Source organism: Rhodococcus sp. SORGH_AS_0301, from assembly GCF_030818285.1.
GTDB lineage: Bacteria > Actinomycetota > Actinomycetes > Mycobacteriales > Mycobacteriaceae > Rhodococcoides.
Window position 1 is genome coordinate 1,351,432 of record NZ_JAUTAC010000002.1, and the last position, 17,757, is coordinate 1,369,188.

The 17,757-nt window shown below is 69.5% G+C and carries 15 protein-coding genes; 12 read left to right on the forward strand and 3 right to left on the reverse strand.

Annotated features, from left to right (window positions below; all coding sequences use genetic code 11):
- Positions 1-6 precede the first annotated feature (6 nt).
- From mnmA to ligA, 3 genes are all read left to right on the forward strand, one after another.
- Positions 7-1,116: a tRNA 2-thiouridine(34) synthase MnmA gene (gene mnmA, locus QE397_RS07025; protein WP_222631828.1), complete on the forward strand. Its 1,110-nt coding sequence runs from the start codon at positions 7-9 to the stop codon at positions 1,114-1,116.
- Positions 1,113-2,138 carry a methionine synthase gene (locus QE397_RS07030; protein ID WP_307092533.1) on the forward strand — a complete coding sequence of 342 codons (1,026 nt, stop codon included), beginning with the start codon at positions 1,113-1,115 and terminating at the stop codon, positions 2,136-2,138. Before mnmA ends, QE397_RS07030 begins: the two co-directional genes overlap by 4 nt.
- A 62-nt stretch (positions 2,139-2,200) precedes the next feature.
- The gene (gene ligA / locus QE397_RS07035; RefSeq protein WP_307097402.1) at positions 2,201-4,351 is read left to right on the forward strand and encodes an NAD-dependent DNA ligase LigA; all 2,151 of its coding nucleotides are present in this window, start codon (positions 2,201-2,203) and stop codon (positions 4,349-4,351) included.
- On the opposite strand, the gene QE397_RS07040 is transcribed toward ligA, so the two are convergent.
- On the reverse strand, positions 4,295-4,945 hold the full coding sequence (locus QE397_RS07040; RefSeq protein ID WP_027507022.1) for an amino acid-binding protein: 651 nt from the start codon (positions 4,943-4,945) through the stop codon (positions 4,295-4,297). The two genes, ligA and QE397_RS07040, sit on opposite strands and share 57 nt — an antisense overlap.
- A 173-nt stretch (positions 4,946-5,118) precedes the next feature.
- Here QE397_RS07040 and gatC point away from each other — a divergent pair, with 173 nt between their 5' ends.
- From gatC to gatB, 4 genes are all read left to right on the forward strand, one after another.
- Entirely contained in the window at positions 5,119-5,415 is a 297-nt protein-coding gene (gene gatC / locus QE397_RS07045) for an Asp-tRNA(Asn)/Glu-tRNA(Gln) amidotransferase subunit GatC (protein WP_027507021.1), read from the forward strand.
- Complete coding sequence (gatA, locus tag QE397_RS07050) at positions 5,415-6,911, forward strand: Asp-tRNA(Asn)/Glu-tRNA(Gln) amidotransferase subunit GatA (protein WP_037187049.1); 1,497 nt, start codon at positions 5,415-5,417, stop codon at positions 6,909-6,911. Before gatC ends, gatA begins: the two co-directional genes overlap by 1 nt.
- Before the next feature lie 97 nt (positions 6,912-7,008).
- Positions 7,009-8,040, forward strand: a complete 1,032-nt coding sequence (locus QE397_RS07055) for an ATP-dependent 6-phosphofructokinase (RefSeq protein ID WP_027507019.1) — start codon at positions 7,009-7,011, stop codon at positions 8,038-8,040.
- Between the two features lie 44 nt (positions 8,041-8,084).
- Positions 8,085-9,602: an Asp-tRNA(Asn)/Glu-tRNA(Gln) amidotransferase subunit GatB gene (gene gatB, locus QE397_RS07060; protein WP_056445465.1), complete on the forward strand. Its 1,518-nt coding sequence runs from the start codon at positions 8,085-8,087 to the stop codon at positions 9,600-9,602.
- A gap of 20 nt (positions 9,603-9,622) precedes the next feature.
- Here gatB and QE397_RS07065 read toward each other — a convergent pair whose 3' ends face one another.
- Positions 9,623-10,765 carry a PQQ-dependent sugar dehydrogenase gene (locus QE397_RS07065; protein WP_307092535.1) on the reverse strand — a complete coding sequence of 381 codons (1,143 nt, stop codon included), beginning with the start codon at positions 10,763-10,765 and terminating at the stop codon, positions 9,623-9,625.
- A 58-nt stretch (positions 10,766-10,823) separates the two neighbouring features.
- On the opposite strand from QE397_RS07065, the gene QE397_RS07070 reads away from it, so the two are divergent.
- Complete coding sequence (locus tag QE397_RS07070) at positions 10,824-11,657, forward strand: DoxX family protein (protein WP_197027855.1); 834 nt, start codon at positions 10,824-10,826, stop codon at positions 11,655-11,657.
- Between the two features lie 69 nt (positions 11,658-11,726).
- Here QE397_RS07070 and QE397_RS07075 read toward each other — a convergent pair whose 3' ends face one another.
- Positions 11,727-12,218, reverse strand: coding sequence for a PH domain-containing protein (locus QE397_RS07075; protein WP_162246770.1), 492 nt, complete (start codon positions 12,216-12,218; stop codon positions 11,727-11,729).
- Positions 12,219-12,492: 274 nt separating this feature from the next.
- On the opposite strand from QE397_RS07075, the gene QE397_RS07080 reads away from it, so the two are divergent.
- From QE397_RS07080 to serA, 4 genes are all read left to right on the forward strand, one after another.
- Positions 12,493-14,421: an acetolactate synthase large subunit gene (locus QE397_RS07080; RefSeq protein ID WP_051613648.1), complete on the forward strand. Its 1,929-nt coding sequence runs from the start codon at positions 12,493-12,495 to the stop codon at positions 14,419-14,421.
- Positions 14,418-14,921 carry an acetolactate synthase small subunit gene (gene ilvN / locus QE397_RS07085; RefSeq protein WP_027507015.1) on the forward strand — a complete coding sequence of 168 codons (504 nt, stop codon included), beginning with the start codon at positions 14,418-14,420 and terminating at the stop codon, positions 14,919-14,921. Before QE397_RS07080 ends, ilvN begins: the two co-directional genes overlap by 4 nt.
- 79 nt (positions 14,922-15,000) lie before the next feature.
- A complete protein-coding gene (ilvC, locus tag QE397_RS07090; RefSeq protein WP_027507014.1) occupies positions 15,001-16,002 on the forward strand; it encodes a ketol-acid reductoisomerase in 1,002 nt (333 codons plus the stop codon).
- Between the two features lie 147 nt (positions 16,003-16,149).
- Positions 16,150-17,745 (forward strand): phosphoglycerate dehydrogenase, encoded by a 1,596-nt coding sequence (gene serA, locus QE397_RS07095; protein ID WP_056445463.1) that lies wholly within the window; start codon positions 16,150-16,152, stop codon positions 17,743-17,745.
- The last annotated feature ends 12 nt before the right edge of the window (positions 17,746-17,757 follow it).

Consider the following 17,757-nt stretch of genomic DNA (forward strand, 5'->3'; position numbering starts at 1 on the left):
GGTGACATGAGAGTTCTGGCAGCGATGAGCGGCGGCGTCGATTCCGCCGTGGCGGCGGCGCGTGCCGTCGATGCCGGCCACGAGGTGGTCGGGGTGCACCTGGCGCTGTCCACCGCTCCCGGCGCTCTGCGCACCGGGTCGCGCGGGTGCTGCTCCAAGGAGGACGCCGGGGACGCGCGCCGCGCCGCGGACGTGCTCGGGATCCCGTTCTACGTCTGGGATTTCGCGGATCGGTTCAAGGAGGACGTGATCGACGACTTCGTCGCGTCCTACGCCGCAGGCGAGACCCCGAACCCGTGCCTGCGCTGCAACGAGAAGATCAAGTTCGCGGCGCTCGCCGATCGGGCCGAGGCGCTCGGTTTCGACGCGGTCGCCACCGGCCACTACGCCCGGCTCGAGGACGGCGTGCTGCGTCGTGCGGTCGATGCCGACAAGGACCAGTCGTACGTGCTGGGCGTCCTCACCGCGCGCCAGCTGTCCCGTGCCCTGTTCCCGATCGGGGACACCCCGAAGGCGGAGGTGCGTGACGAGGCCGCCCGCCGCGGTCTCGCCGTCGCGGACAAGCCCGACAGTCACGACATCTGCTTCATCCCGTCCGGCGACACCCGGGCGTTCCTCGGCGCCCGTATCGGCGTGCGCCCCGGATCGGTGGTCGACGCGGACTCCGGCGCGGTGCTCGCCGAGCACGACGGTGTGCACGGGTTCACCGTCGGCCAGCGCAAGGGCCTCGGCGTCGAGGGACCGGCCGCCGACGGCAAGCCGCGGTACGTCACCTCCATCGAGCCCGAGACCGGGACCGTCCGGGTCGGCTCGGCGAGCCGCCTCGACGTGTACGGCATCGATGCGAGCACACCCGTCTGGACGTCCGGCACGGCGCCCGAGGGCGACGTGGACTGCGTCGTCCAGGTCCGGGCACACGGCGGACTCGCGGACGCCGTCGCTCGTGTCGACGGCGACACCCTGCGCATCGGTCTGCGGTCCCCGCTCACCGGAGTCGCACGTGGTCAGGCGGCCGTGCTGTACCGCCCCGACCCGGCAGGCGACATCGTGGTCGGCAGCGGCACCATCGCAGGAACCTCCGCCGAGTCGCCACTCACCGCGTCCGCTCGCCCGTGACGGATCCTGCTGCCGCTCTGGCAGGCGTGGCGACGGGTATCGGCTCGTGGCCGGGAACGGACATCGCGAACGCCGTCACGACGGTGATCGGCGAGCTCCCCGACCTGCCGCACGTCGTGGAACTCCCGGCGCGAGGTCTCGGCGCCGACATGATCGGGCGCACCGGCGTGCTGCTGGTCGACATCGAGATCGATGCGGCCACCAGCGGATACCGCGTGAGCCGACGGCCGAGTACGACGAGCCGCCGGGCCCGCGACTTCCTGACGGAGGACCTCGACGTTCTCGAGGAGCAGTGGGAACTGGCCGGGCTGCGCGGATCCGGCCGCGCCGTCAAGGTGCAGGCCGCGGGCCCGCTGACGATGGCCGCGGACATCGAGCTGGCGTTCGGTCACCGCGCCTTGACCGACCGCGGTGCGGTGCGCGACATAGCCGGGTCGTTGGCCGAGGGAGTGGCCGCGCACGCCGACGAGGTCGCGAGGCGGCTCGGCGCCGAGGTGGTCGTCCAGTTCGACGAACCTCGCATCGCGGCCGTGCTGGCCGGTCGCCTGCAGGGCGTGACGAGCCTCGAGCAGATCGCCGCGGTGCCGGCGCCGGAGGTGGCCGACCTGCTGGGCTCGGTGGTGCAGCGGGTGAACCGACCCGTGATCGTGCACACGTGCTCCGCCGACGTCCCGTTCGAGGTCTTCGGACGCAGCGGGGTGCACGGCGTCTCGTTCGATCTGTCCCTGCTGCCCACGTCGCGGTACGACGCGGTCGGCGATTACCTGGAGAGCGGCGGTGTCGCCGTCCTGGGGGTGGTGCCGGGAACCGACCCGGAGAAGTACCCGGCGTGGCGCGAGAGTGCGGCGCCCGCAGTGGAACTGATGGATCGGTTGGGCTTCCCGAGGCGGTACCTCGCCGAGCGCGTCGCCGTCTCACCCACGTGTGGGTTGTCCGGCGCGAGCCTGCCGTGGGCCCGGCACGCTCTGACGGTGCTGCGCGACGTCCGCGCTGCTTTCACCGAGGATCCCGACGCTCTGTGACACCGGCCTTCGTCACCGGGAACGGTGTCGGAGCGCTCCGATAGTCTGCGATCGTGGACGAGATCGAGACACCGCCGGACCTGGTCCCGGCCTCACCCGAGCAGAAGCAGGAGTGGGACGCGCTGGCCGAGGAGGTCCGCGGTCACCAGTTCCGGTACTACGTGCGGGACGCGCCGATCATCTCGGACGGGCAGTTCGACGAGTTGCTGAAGCGCCTGCAGGCGATGGAGGAGGAGCATCCGGATCTCCGGACGCCCGACTCGCCGACCCAGCTCGTCGGTGGCGGCTTCGAGACGGACTTCACGGCTGTCGACCACCTCGAGCGAATGTTGTCCCTGGACAACGTGTTCGACGCGGACGAGCTGCGTGCCTGGGCGCGCAGGGTCGAGGTGGAGGCGGGGGAGAACCTGCACTACCTCTGCGAGGTCAAGATCGACGGTGTCGCGCTCAATCTGGTGTACGAGAACGGCCGACTGGTGCGCGCCGCCACCCGCGGTGACGGACGCACCGGGGAGGACGTGACGCTCAACGCGCGCACCATCGACGACATCCCCGAGGTGCTCACCCCGTCGGACGAGTTCCCGGTCCCGACGCTGCTCGAGGTGCGGGGCGAGGTGTTCTTCCGACTCGAGGACTTCCAGGCGCTCAACGCCTCTCTCGTCGAGCAGGGCAAGCCGCCGTTCGCCAACCCGCGCAACTCCGCCGCGGGGTCGCTGCGGCAGAAGAACCCCGCGGTCACCTCGCGTCGGCGGCTCGGCATGATCTGTCACGGGTTCGGCCGGATGGAGGGCTTCGCCCCCGCCGCCCAGTCCGTCGCGTACGACGCGCTCGCCGCCTGGGGTCTGCCGGTCTCGACTCACACCGCACTGGTGCAGGGCGTCGACGCGGTGGTCGAACGCATGGAGTACTGGGGCGAGAACCGGCACTCGGTCGAGCACGAGATCGACGGCCTCGTGGTGAAGGTCGACGAGATGGCGTTGCACCGCCGACTCGGATCCACGTCCCGCGCACCCCGCTGGGCCATCGCCTTCAAGTATCCGCCGGAGGAGGCCACCACGACGTTGCTCGACATCCGGGTCAATGTCGGTCGCACCGGGCGAGTGACGCCGTTCGCGTTCATGGAGCCGGTGCTCGTGGCGGGGTCGACGGTGTCCCTCGCGACGTTGCACAACGCGTCCGAGGTCGTGCGCAAGGGCGTGCTGATCGGAGACACGGTGGTCATCCGCAAGGCGGGCGAGGTGATCCCGGAGGTGCTCGGTCCTGTGGTCGACGCGCGCACCGGGGACGAGCGGGAGTTCGTCATGCCGACGCACTGCCCCGAGTGCGGAACCGAGCTCGCACCGGCCAAGGAGGGCGACGCCGACATCCGCTGCCCCAACTCGCGCTCGTGCCCGGCACAGTTGCGGGAGCGGGTCTTTCACGTCGCGGGCCGTGGTGCATTCGACATCGAGGTGTTGGGGTACGAGGCCGCGACGGCGCTGCTGTCCGCACAGGTGATCGAGGACGAGGGCGATCTGTTCGATCTCACCGAGGACCAGCTCACCCGGACGGATCTCTTCCGAACCAAGGCGGGAGCGCTGTCCGCGAACGGTCGGCGATTGCTGGACAACCTGGGGCGAGCCAAGGATCAGCCGCTGTGGCGGGTGCTCGTCGGATTGTCGATCCGCCATGTCGGGCCGACCGCCGCCCGCGCCCTCGCCGCCCGCTTCGGGTCGCTCGAGGCCATCCGGGCGGCGACGGAGGAGGAACTGGCCACCGCCGACGGGGTGGGCCCCACCATCGCCCGCGCAGTCGTCGAGTGGTTCGACGTCGACTGGCACCGCGCCATCGTGGAGAAGTGGTCGGCGGCGGGCGTGCGCATGGAGGACGAACGCGACGAGAGTATCGAGCGCACGCTCGACGGTCTGTCGATCGTCGTCACCGGATCGCTCGCCACGTTCACGCGTGACGACGCGAAGGAGGCGATCCTGGCCCGCGGCGGCAAGGCGGCCTCGTCGGTGTCGAAGAAGACGGCGTTCGTGGTCGTCGGCGACGCGCCCGGATCCAAGCACGACAAGGCGCTCGAACTGGGTGTTCCCGTGCTCGACGAGGACGGGTTCCGCCTGCTGCTCGGCGAGGGGCCCGACGCGGCCCGCGCGCTGGTCGCCGGGGCGGACTCAGCCGAGGACGGTGGCGACGATGCCGGCCAGGTAGCCGAGCCGGGCGATCTCTGACGGTCGGAAGTCCGGTCCGCCGGGTCGTCCCAGCACCAGCACGGTGCCCGACGATCCGAGCGGCGCCGCGGCCAGTGTGGTGTCCATGTCCTTCCACGACTGCGGAACCCATGCTCCGGTCGGGTCGAGGACTGCCGGCTTCTCGAGGGGCATCCACGGCATGTCGTCGGCCCGCGACTCGGGCGCCCCGGAGCTGCCGACGATGACGGCCGGACCGTGATCCGACATGCCCACCACGGTGCTCCATCCGACGCGCAAGACCCGCGGCGCACCGTCCACGAGCACCTGCAGACGGTCGTCGTGCGCCGTGGCCACCTGATCGATGAGCTCGAGCTCGCGGTGTGTGTCCAGGATGCCGGCGTAGGGACGGATGGAGTCCACGCGGACGTCGGTGAGCTTCTCGGCCGCGGTGATGAGTGTGTCGGGGAGGGCGCCCGGCGCGACGTCCACCACCAGATCGTCCACCGCGAATCCGGCTCCGCGTTCGATGACGTCGAGCGACAGGATGTCGGCCCCCACCGAACCCAGGGCGACGGCGAGCGACCCGAGACTGCCCGGACGGTCGGGCAACTGGACCCGCAGGAGATACGACACGCCGACATCCTCGCACTCGACGCCGTCTCCATCGAGTCGCACGCGGCCCACGGGAAGGTGGAGGACGGCGGGGCTCGTCGTCCCTCGCCACGACGCGAGGCCCTGACGGTGGGGTGGTCGCCACGAACTAGGCTGCTCGGCATGCGTTACGAATCGAAGGGGGCCTGACGGACGTGTCTGCCATATCCCGCGACGAGGTCGCCCACCTCGCACGACTGTCCCGGCTCGCGCTCGAGGAGCACGAACTCGATGCGTTCGCCGGTCAGCTCGACGCCATTCTGGGCCACGTGAAGGCAGTGTCGGAGGTCGACGTCTCGGACGTCGACGCCACCGCGAGTCCGCTCGCTGTGACCAACGTCACCCGGCCAGACGTCATCGTCCCGGGTCTCGGCCCGGACAGTGCCCTCGCCGAGGCGCCCGCGTCCGAACAGAGCCGCTTCGCGGTGCCGCGCATCCTGGGAGAAGAGTGATGACCGCCGCCGAGCAGACCGATCTGATCCGGTCCACCGCGTCCGACCTGGCCGCGAAGATCCGTACCCGCGAGGTCTCCGCCGTGGAGGTCACTCGCGCCCACCTCGATCGCATCGCCGAGGTCGACGGAACGCTGCACGCCTTCCTGCACGTCGCAGGGGACGAGGCGATCGCCGCCGCCCAGCGCGTCGACGACGCGTTGGACGCGGGTGAGACGCCCGCATCGGAGTTGGCCGGCGTCCCGTTGGCGCTCAAGGACGTGTTCACCACCACGGACATGCCCACCACCGCCGGCTCGAAGATCCTCGAGGGATGGGTCTCGCCGTACGACGCCACGGTCACCGCGAGGCTGCGTGCCGCGGGAATCCCGTTGCTGGGCAAGACCAACATGGACGAGTTCGCGATGGGGTCGTCCACCGAGAACAGTGCGTACGGACCGACCCTGAACCCGTGGGACACCACTCGGGTGCCGGGTGGATCGGGCGGCGGTTCGGCCGCGGCGCTCGCGTCGTTCCAGGCACCGTTGGCCATCGGTACCGACACCGGTGGCTCGATCCGGCAACCGGCCGCCGTCACCGGAACCGTCGGGTGCAAGCCGACGTACGGCGGCGTCTCCCGGTACGGGCTCATCGCCTGCGCCTCCTCCCTGGATCAGGGCGGTCCCTGCGGGCGGACGGTGCTCGACACCGCGTTGCTGCACCAGGTCATCGCCGGACACGACCCCCGCGACTCGACGTCGGTCGACGCGGCGGTGCCGGACGTCGTCGCGGCCGCGCGCCGCGGCGCGGGTGGAGATCTGACGGGCGTGCGCGTCGGCGTCGTCAAGGAACTGCACTCGGACGCCTATCAGCCGGGGGTCATCTCCTCCTTCGACGCCGCCGTCGAGGTGCTCACCTCGCTGGGCGCCGAGGTGGTGGAGGTGTCGTGCCCCAACTTCGATCACGCCCTCGCCGCGTACTACCTCATCCTCCCGTCGGAGGTGTCGTCCAACCTCGCCCGCTTCGACGCGATGCGCTACGGACTGCGGGTCGGTGACGACGGAACGCACAGTGCCGATCAGGTCATGGCGATGTCGCGTGCCGCCGGGTTCGGCCCGGAGGTCAAGCGCCGCATCATGATCGGGACGTATGCGCTGTCCGCAGGCTACTACGACGCGTACTACGGCCAGGCTCTGAAGATCCGGACGCTCATCGCCCGGGACTTCGATCGTGCCTACGAGAAGGTGGACGTCCTGGTGTCGCCCACCACCCCGTCGACGGCGTTCGCGCTGGGCGAGAAGGTCGACGACCCCATCGCCATGTACCTGTACGACCTCTGCACCCTGCCGACCAACCTGGCCGGTCACCCGGCCATGTCGGTGCCGTCCGGTCTCGCGGACGGTCTCCCGGTCGGGCTGCAGATCATGGCTCCGGCGATGGCGGACGATCGCCTCTACCGGGTCGGTGCGGCGTACGAAGCCGCACGGGGAGAGTTTCCCCAGCCGTCCGCGATCTGATCCGACCGTGCCTCCGCGCGCCGGAGGTAGCAAGATGGTGACGAGCATCGTGCGCGGCGACCCCGCGTCGACACCCGCGAACGAGAGGCACCGACCCATGCGTATCGGAGTACTGACCGGCGGCGGCGACTGCCCGGGACTCAACGCGGTCATCAGGGCCGTCGTACGCACGGCGGACGCCCGCTACGGGTCGTCGGTGGTCGGATTCCTCGACGGCTGGCGCGGCCTGCTCGAGGACCGTCGTATCCAACTGCGCAACGACGATCGCAACGATCGACTGCTCACCAAGGGCGGCACCATCCTGGGGACCGCACGCGTCAATCCCGAGAAGCTGCGGGCGGGGCTCGACCAGATCAAGCAGACGATGGACGACAACGGCATCGACGTGCTCATCCCCATCGGCGGCGAGGGCACGTTGACCGCCGGACACTGGCTGTCGCAGGAGGGCGTGCCCGTCATCGGGGTTCCCAAGACCATCGACAACGACATCGACTGCACCGACGTCACGTTCGGTTTCGACACGGCACTCACCATCGCCACCGACGCGATCGATCGGCTGCACAGCACCGCCGAGTCCCACCAGCGCGTCATGCTCGTCGAGGTGATGGGGCGGCACGCCGGCTGGATCGCGCTGCACTCCGGCCTCGCGTCCGGCGCGCACATGACACTGATCCCCGAGCAGCCCTTCGACGTCCAGGAGGTGTGCGATCTGGTGAAGAAGCGGTTCCAGCGCGGGGACTCCCACTTCATCTGCGTCGTCGCCGAGGGAGCGACGCCCAAGGAGGGGTCGATGGAGATCCGCGACGGAGGAATCGACGAGTTCGGCCACGTCCGGTTCACCGGTGTCGCACAGCAATTGGGCGTCGAGATCGAACGCCGCATCAACAAGGAGGTCCGCACCACGGTGCTGGGCCACGTGCAGCGCGGCGGCAAGCCCACTCCGTACGACCGCGTCCTCGCTACCCGTTTCGGCGTCAACGCCGTCGACGCCGTGCACGCGGGGGAGAAGGGCAAGATGGTCTCCCTCCAGGGCGCCGAGATCGGCCTGGTGGACCTCGAGGAGGCCGTCCGCCAGCTCAAGCGGGTTCCCGAGAGTCGCTACCTGGACGCGGCCGCCTTCTTCGGCTGACACCGAGGGGGTTCGGCCCACCGGTCCGCAGTAAACTCGGCACCATGACTGCTGCCACCTCATCGCACTCGACGAGCCTGATGGATTACGACGAGGTGATCTCCCGGTACGACCCCGTGCTGGGCATGGAGGTGCACGTCGAGCTCGGTACCGCCACCAAGATGTTCTGTGGGTGCCCCACCGAGTTCGGTGCCGAGCCCAACACCCAGGTGTGTCCGGTGTGCCTCGGCCTGCCGGGTGCGCTGCCGGTGGTCAACGCGGCTGCCGTCGAGTCCGCCATCCGGATCGGCCTCGCGCTGAACTGCTCCATCACGCCGTGGGGTCGGTTCGCGCGGAAGAACTACTTCTACCCGGACCAGCCGAAGAACTACCAGATCTCGCAGTACGACGAGCCGATCGCCACCGAGGGCTATCTCGACGTGGTGCTCGACGACGGGTCCACGTGGCGGGTCGACATCGAGCGCGCCCACATGGAGGAGGACACCGGCAAGTCGTTGCACGTCGGCGGCGCCACCGGTCGCATCGACGGAGCGAGTCACTCACTGCTGGACTACAACCGGGCCGGTGTGCCTCTCGTCGAGATCGTCACCAAGACCATCGAGGGCGCCGGCGACCGCGCGCCCGAGGTGGCCCGCGCCTACGTCACCGCGCTGCGGGAACTGATCCGCGAGCTCGGCGTGTCCGACGTGCGGATGGACCAGGGCTCGCTCCGGTGCGATGCCAACGTCTCGCTGATGGAGAAGGGCGCCACCGAGTTCGGCACCCGGACCGAGACCAAGAACGTCAACTCCCTCAAGAGCGTCGAGGTCGCCGTCCGCTACGAGATGCGCCGTCAGGCAGCAGTTCTCGCGGAGGGCGGCGAGATCGTGCAGGAGACGCGGCACTTCCAGGAGGCCGACGGCAGCACTGCGCCCGGTCGCAAGAAAGAGACCGCGGAGGATTACCGCTACTTCCCGGAGCCCGATCTCGAGCCGGTCGCCCCGGACGCCGCCTGGGTCGAGGAACTGCGCGCCACCATTCCTGAGGCGCCGTGGATCACCCGCTCTCGCATCCAGAAGGAGTGGGGCTGGTCCGATCTCGTCATGCGCGACGTCGTCAACGCCGATGCGCTCGGCCTCATCACCGCGACCGTCGACGCCGGTGCGACACCCGACGCCGCCCGCAGCTGGTGGGTGGCGTACCTGTCGCAGCAGGCCAACACCCGCGGCGTCGACCTCGCGGACCTGGCGATCACCCCGGTTCAGGTGGCCCGCGTCGCCGCGCTGGTCGCCGACCGCACACTCACCAACGCCAACGCCCGCAAGGTGGTCGACGGTGTCCTCGATGGTGAGGGTGACCCCGACGCCGTCGTCGAGGCACGCGGACTCGCTGTCGTGCAAGACGATTCGGCGCTCGAGACGGCCGTGTCCGAGGCGCTCGCGGCCAACCCCTCCGTCGCGGAGAAGATCCGCGGCGGCAAGGTGCAGGCCGCCGGTGCCATCGTCGGTGCCGTCATGAAAGCGACCAAGGGCCAGGCCGACCCCGCGCGAGTCAAGGAACTCGTCATCGCCGCCTGCAGCTAGAACGACCTCCGGCCTTCCCGCTAGTCGCTCCCGCCGCCGCCGGCCGGCACCGGCACGATGACCACTCGGTCGTCCGTCGGCACCGGCTGGTCGCCGTCCTTGTTCACGGTGGTCACCCACACCTGGCCCTGAGCGCCGAGCGACGCACCACGCAGGCGGCCGTACCGGTCCTGTGCGGTGAGGGTCGGCGGCGTCGTCACCGCGTTGGTGTCCGGGTCCACGGGAACCAGTGCCAGCGCACGGGCACCGGACATCGACACGGCCACCGAGCCGGGTGCGGCTGCGCATCCGCCGACGCCCGGCTTGTCCGGCCACGTCCACACGGGACTGACGACGGCACCCTCGGGCGTGATGCGGGAGAGCCGGTCCTCGGTGGCCGTCGCATCGGTCACCCAGGTGCTGCCCGTGGCGTCGATGCAGACGTCGCCGGCGCGGCCGATGCCGCTCATGACGACGCGGGGAGCCGAGGTGGAGTCGACACGCGGGTCGGTGACGGCCAGAACCTTGCCTGCGAGCGACGCCGGGTTCGCCGCAGCGGCGGGATCGCCCCCGTCGCCGGTGATCACCCGGAGTTCGTCGGGTGACGAGAAATCGAGGGCACCCGAGCTGGTGGTCCCGCGGGGGATGCCGGCGAGCACGGTCTTCGGGACGTCTCCCGCCGCGATGCGCACCACGCGGTTGTCGGTCGCCGTCGTGATGTACGCGTACAGGAGGCGGTCCTCGTCGTAGGTGGGGGACAGCGTGATGTCGAGCAGTCCGCCGTCGCCGTCGCCGTCCACCGGGACGGTCACGACGGGTCGGGGCGCCTGGCCCGGAGCCACCTGGAAGATGGTGCCGGTGCGACGCTCGCCGACCAGGGCCGATGCCCCGCCGGGAAGGACGACGAGGCCGGACAGGGTGTCGAGACAGGTCGCGACCACGTTGGGATCCGGATCCACGCAGGGGCCGGTGGCCGGCGACGGCGCGGGCGGCGTGCTGGAACCCGGCGCTCCCGGCTCCACCGGTTCGATGTCGGCAGCGCCGAACGTGGGTTCGGGGGAGAACTCCGTCGAGGCGGAGTCGTCGAAGCGTGCGCATCCCGCGGAGGCCGTGACGATCGCCATCACCGCCGCGCCGAGCACGAACGATCGCCGGGCCGCGCGCCGAGTCCCACCCACTGTCATGAGATCCCACGGTACGGGTCGCGCCTGCGCCGGGAACGGGCCCGCCGCATCTACGCTGATGCACGTGAGTGAGAAGTCCGATGACACAGGCCGTTCCCCGTCCGGTTACGAGCCGGCGGCGAGTCCCTACGACCAGCCGACCGAGCGGATAGGCGGGGGCAGCGGAGCACAGCTCCCGCGCACCGACGACGAACTCGACGCCGACCGGTCGCGTACCGCGCATCCCACCGAGAAGCTCACCGGCTACCCCGGTGACACGACGACGGCGAGTCGCACCGAACCGGCCTACGACGACAGCGCGACGCGCGCGATCCCGGTGGCAGGAACCGACCGCACGGCGACCCCGGCCGAGGTGCGGCCCGAGGTGGTCCCGGAGCGTCGCGGCACGCTCGATCTCGGACTGCTGATCCTGCGCGTGAGCGTCGGCGCGATCGTGCTTGTGCACGGTCTGCAGAAGCTCACGGGATGGTTCGACGGTCCCGGGCTCTCGGGCTTCCAGGAGATCGTCGCCGGGTCCGGCTACGACCAGGCACGTCTGCTGTCCATTCTCGGTGCGGTCGGCGAGGTCGCCGGCGGTGCGCTGCTGATCCTCGGCCTGGCCACGCCTCTCGCGGGTGCCGCAGTCCTCGCCGTCATGATCAACGCCTGGCTCGTGCGTCAGGTCGGCGAGCCGGGGTTGCAGTTCTTCGCCCCTGCAGGTGTCGAGTACGAGACGCTGCTGGTGCTGGCGTCGGCGTCCATCATCCTCACGGGCCCCGGACGGATCGCCGTGGACGGCGGACGTGGATGGGCGCGCCGCCCCTTCATCGGGTCGTTCCTCGCGTTGGCCATCGGCATCGGCGGTGCTGCAGCGCTGTGGATCTTCCTGAACGGCGCCGACCCCTTCGCCTGATCCATGCGTCACCGTCCACAACTCGGCCGGATCGACGGGATTCCGTCGATCCGGCCGAGTTGTGGTCGTTCAGGCCCGCGGTTCGGCCTCGTCCTGCTCGACGGCGGACTCGGCCTCGACCGGCTCGTCCTGAGCGGGCTCCTCGACCGGCGACGGATCCGGCACCGCGCCGCCGCTCGCCGCGGACAGAAGCGGGAGCTTGTCGACGGTCACGCCCGGCATCCGGACGGTCGAGCCGTCCTCGAGGGTCGCCTTGCCCCACCCGAGCTTCGGGAACAGCAGTCCCGTCACGGACGACCACGGCACCGTGGTGGAACGGAACGCCCGGCGCGAGACGAACCGCTCCGGAGTGACGGTGGTCCGGACGCGGATGATCCAGTACCCCAGCAGGACCGGGAGCGCGAGCATCCACCCGAAGAGCTCCGGCGCCCCGACCACGGGGAACGTGACCCCGAACAGGAACAGCGCCACGCCGGACAGCGCCAGGGCCGGGATGCGGAACACCGTGGGGGCCGCGGGGGAGGCGTCGGAAGTGGGGCTCTCGGTATGGGAGACTGTCACCGGTGGTTCGGACTGCTGCGAAGACGACACCCCTCCATCTTCGCACTGCATAACGCCATCCCACATAATGGGACAACGAGTTCGGTAAGTTTGACTGGCACCGCATCACGCGCCTAACGTCACACGCGTGAAGCGTGAAGAGTTCCTCGTAATCGGCAGGCGCGTCGTCGCCTGAGCCGAAACGTCTTCACGCTCAGCCACGACGCGCCACCCTCGTACAGCATCTGCTGGCGAGGGTTTTTTCTTGCCCGGATGAAGTTCTAAGGAAGCACCAGTGAGCGCACCCACCGCCCGGCCCGGCCCGGCACCACGCAAGGCTCCGCCCGCCGCCGATCGTCCCACTCCGTCCGCGACGCCGCAGCGTCGTCCCCTCGCGCCCGAGCGCGTGACCGGAGCGAAGTCCGTCGTCCGCGCACTCGAGGAGCTCGAGGTCGACGTCGTCTTCGGCATTCCCGGTGGTGCCGTACTTCCCGTCTACGATCCGCTGCTCGACTCGGCGAAGGTCCGGCACGTGCTGGTGCGACACGAGCAGGGTGCCGGCCACGCCGCCACCGGCTACGCGCAGGCCACCGGCCGCGTCGGCGTGTGCATCGCGACGTCCGGTCCCGGCGCCACCAACCTGGTGACGCCGCTGGCCGATGCGCAGATGGACTCCGTCCCGGTCGTCGCCATCACCGGACAGGTCGGCCGCGCGCTGATCGGTACCGACGCCTTCCAGGAAGCCGACATCTCGGGCATCACGATGCCCGTCACCAAGCACAACTTCCTCATCACCGACCCGCTCGACATCCCGCGCATGATCGCCGAGGCCTTCTACCTGGCGTCCTCCGGACGACCGGGCGCGGTGCTCGTCGACATCCCGAAGGACGTCCTGCAGGCGCAGACCACCTTCTCGTGGCCGCCGGAGATGAAGCTGCCGGGCTACCGCCCGGTGACGAAGCCGCACGGCAAGCAGGTGCGTGAGGCCGCGCGGCTCATCGCGGCAGCGAAGAAGCCGGTGCTGTACTGCGGCGGCGGCATCATCAAGTCGAACTCGTCGCCCGAGCTCCTCGAGCTGGCGGAGCTCACCGGCATCCCCGTCGTGACGACACTGATGGCGCGGGGCGTCTTCCCGGACAGCCACGACCTGAACCTCGGCATGCCCGGCATGCACGGAACGGTCGCCGCGGTCGCCGCACTGCAGAAGAGCGATCTGCTCATCACGCTCGGCGCTCGTTTCGACGACCGCGTGACCGGGCAGCTCGACTCGTTCGCCCCCGAGGCGAAGGTGGTCCACGCCGACATCGATCCCGCCGAGATCGGCAAGAACCGGTTCGCCGACGTGCCGATCGTGGGTGACTGCCGCGAGGTCATCGTCGAGCTGATCGAGGCGATCCGCGCGGACCAGGCCACCGGCACCGCGCTGGATCTCGCCGACTGGTGGACCTACCTCGACAACGTGCGGCGCACCTACCCGCTGAGCTACGACCGTCCGTCGGACGGTGCGATGTCGCCCGAGTTCGTGATTCAGTCGATCGGCAAGTTCGCCGGACCCGACGCGATCTACTGCGCCGGGGTCGGACAGCACCAGATGTGGGCCGCTCAGTTCATCAGTTACGAGAAGCCGCGGACGTGGCTCAACTCGGGTGGACTCGGCACGATGGGCTACGCGGTCCCGGCCGCGATGGGCGCCAAGATGGGTCTGCCCGACACCGAGGTCTGGGCCATCGACGGTGACGGCTGCTTCCAGATGACCAACCAGGAGCTCGCGACCTGTGCGGTCGAGGGCATCCCGATCAAGGTCGCCGTCATCAACAACGGCAACCTCGGCATGGTGCGGCAGTGGCAGACGCTCTTCTACGAGGAGCGCTACTCCAACACCGAGCTCGGCACGCACGGCGCCGTCCGCATCCCCGACTTCCTCAAGCTCGCCGAGGCGCTGGGATGCGTCGGACTGCGGTGCGAGCGTGAGGAGGACGTCGACGCGGTGATCGCGCAGGCGCGTGCGATCAACGATCGCCCGGTCGTCATCGACTTCATCGTCGGCAAGGACGCCCAGGTGTGGCCGATGGTCGCTGCGGGCACCGGCAACTCCGAGATCATGGCCGCCCGCGGCATCCGTCCTCTGTTCGACAACGACGAGGAAGCGGCGCAGGAGCCCGGCTCGGTCGGCGACGTCACCGAGGCGGCCCAGGGCGCGAATTCGAAAGGCATCGACCTGTGAGCACCAGTCACACCCTGAGCGTGCTCGTCGAGGACAAGCCGGGCGTGCTCGCACGCGTGGCGTCGCTGTTCTCGCGCCGCGGATTCAACATCGCCTCCCTCGCGGTGGGCGGCACCGAGGTTCCCGAGATCTCGCGCATGACCATCGTCGTCACGGTCGACGAGTTCCCGCTCGAGCAGGTGACGAAGCAGCTGAACAAGCTCGTCAACGTCATCAAGATCGTCGAGCAGGAAGCCGATTCGTCGGTCGCCCGTGAGCTCGTGCTCATCAAGGTCCGCGCCGACGCGAGCGTGCGGAGCGAGGTCATCGAGACGGTGAACCTGTTCCGCGCGAAGGTCATCGACGTCTCGCCGGAGGCAGTCACCGTCGAGGCGACCGGTACCCGCTCGAAGCTCGAGGCGTTGCTCCGGATGCTCGACCCGTACGGTGTTCGCGAGATCGTCCAGTCCGGCGTCGTCGCGGTGGGTCGTGGACCGAAGTCCATCACCGCGTCCCGCTAGTCACCCAACCCAGTAGTTTCGATTACCCGGTCACATGCGACCGGGACAGATGTAGGAGGAAACCACAGTGGCAGTCGAGATGTTCTACGACGACGATGCCGATCTCTCGATCATCCAGGGCCGCAAGGTCGCTGTGATCGGATACGGAAGCCAGGGCCATGCGCACTCGCTCAGCCTGCGCGACTCGGGCGTCGACGTCCGTATCGGTCTGAAGGAAGGCTCCAAGTCGCGTGACAAGGCTGCCGAGCAGGGCCTCGGCGTGGGCACGCCGGCGGAGGTCTCCGAGTGGGCCGACGTCATCATGCTGCTCGCTCCGGACACCGCCCAGGCGCAGATCTTCAAGGACGACATCGAGCCCAACCTCAAGGACGGCGACGCGCTGTTCTTCGGCCACGGCCTGAACATCCACTTCAAGCTCATCGAGGCCCCGGCCAACATCACCGTCGGCATGGTCGCCCCCAAGGGACCCGGCCACCTCGTGCGCCGTCAGTTCGTCGACGGCAAGGGTGTTCCCGCCCTCATCGCCGTCGACCAGGATCCGAAGGGTGAGGGCCAGGCTCTCGCGCTGTCCTACGCCCGCGGCATCGGCGGCACGCGTGCCGGAGTCATCAAGACCACGTTCAAGGAAGAGACCGAGACCGACCTCTTCGGTGAGCAGGCCGTGCTGTGCGGCGGTACCGAGGAGCTGGTGAAGACCGGCTTCGAGGTCATGGTCGAGGCCGGCTACGCGCCCGAGATGGCGTACTTCGAGGTGCTGCACGAGCTCAAGCTCATCGTCGACCTCATGTACGAGGGCGGCATCGCGCGCATGAACTACTCGGTGTCCGACACCGCGGAGTTCGGTGGCTACCTCTCCGGGCCGCGCGTCATCGACGCCGGCACCAAGGAGCGCATGAAGGCGATCCTGGCCGACATCCAGTCGGGCGAGTTCACCAAGCGCCTCGTGGCCAACGTCGAGAACGGCAACACCGAGCTCGAGGGCCTGCGCAAGCAGAACGCCGAGCACCCCATCGAGGTCACCGGCAAGAAGCTGCGCGACCTCATGAGCTGGGTCGACCGTCCCATCACCGAGACGGCCTGACTCTCGCATTCCTGACACGGGGCACCCGCGGTCGAGTTCCTCGACCTCGGATGCCCTGCGTCGGGTCGCGGCTCGGCCACTAGGCTGACGCCCGCACGAATCCGGAACCACACCTCTTCTCCGTCACCTGATCAGGGAGTTCTCCACGTGAGCCAGCCAGGCCGCCCCGTCGTCCTCATCGCCGACAAACTTGCGCAGTCCACCGTCGAGGCTCTCGGCGACGGAGTCGAGGTCCGGTGGGTGGACGGTCCGGATCGTCCGGCCCTCCTCGCCGCGGTCCCCGATGCCGACGCCATCCTGGTCCGCTCCGCGACCACGGTCGATGCCGAGGTGCTCGCTGCCGGTACCAAGCTCAAGATCGTCGCCCGCGCCGGCGTCGGCCTGGACAACGTCGACGTCCCCGCAGCCACCGAGCGCGGCGTGCTCGTCGTCAACGCCCCCACGTCCAACATCCACACCGCTGCCGAACACGCGGTGACGCTCCTACTCTCGGCTGCTCGCCAGATCCCCGCCGCCGACGCCACACTGCGTCAGCACGAGTGGAAGCGCAGCAAGTTCAACGGCGTCGAGATCTTCGGCAAGACCGTCGGCGTGGTCGGGCTCGGCCGTATCGGTCAGCTCTTCGCGCAGCGTCTCGCCGCGTTCGAGACGCACATCATCGCGTACGACCCCTACGTCTCGCCGGCTCGTGCCGCGCAGCTCGGTATCGAGCTGGTCAGCCTCGACGAGCTTCTCGAGCGCGCCGACATGTTCTCCGTGCACCTGCCGAAGACCCCCGAGACGAAGGGTCTGATCGGCAAGGAGGCGCTCGCCCGGACCAAGAAGGGCGTCATCGTCGTCAACGCTGCCCGCGGTGGACTGGTCGACGAGCAGGCTCTCGCCGACGCGATCACCAGCGGCCACGTCTTCGCCGCGGGTATCGACGTCTACGCGAGCGAGCCCTGCACCGACAGCCCGCTGTTCGAGCTCCCGCAGGTCGTCGTCACCCCGCACCTCGGTGCCTCGACCACCGAGGCCCAGGACCGCGCCGGCACCGACGTCGCCAAGTCCGTCCTGCTCGCCCTCGCCGGCGAGTTCGTGCCCGACGCGGTGAACGTCTCCGGCGGTGCCGTCGGCGAGGAGGTCGCGCCGTGGCTCGACATCGTGCGCAAGCAGGGCGTCCTGCTGGGTGCCCTGTCGGACGAGCTCCCGACGTCGCTGTCCGTCGACGTGCGCGGTGAGCTGGCGTCCGAGGACGTCGACATCCTCAAGCTGTCGGCGCTGCGGGGACTGTTCTCCGCCGTCATCGAGGACGCGGTCACCTTCGTCAACGCACCGTCGCTCGCCGAGGAGCGTGGTGTCACGGCCGACGTGACCAAGGCCAGCGAGAGCCCCAACCACCGGAGCGTCGTCGACGTCCGTGCGGTCTACGGCGACGGGACCGTCGTCAACGTCGCGGGCACCCTCACCGGTCCCCAGCACGTGGAGAAGATCGTCAACATCAACGGCCGCAACTTCGATCTGCGCGCCGAGGGCAAGAACCTCATCGTGACGTACGACGACCGTCCCGGCTCGCTCGGACGCATCGGCACCGCCCTGGGCGACGCCGGTGTCGACATCGCCGCCGCGGCACTCAGCCAGGACGCGGAGGGCGGTGGCGCCACCATCCTGCTGCGCGTCGATCGTGATGTGGCGCAGGACGTTCGGGACGCCATCGCCGCCTCCGTGGGCGCGACGACCATCGAGCTGGTCGACCTGTCCTGATGTCGACGCCGA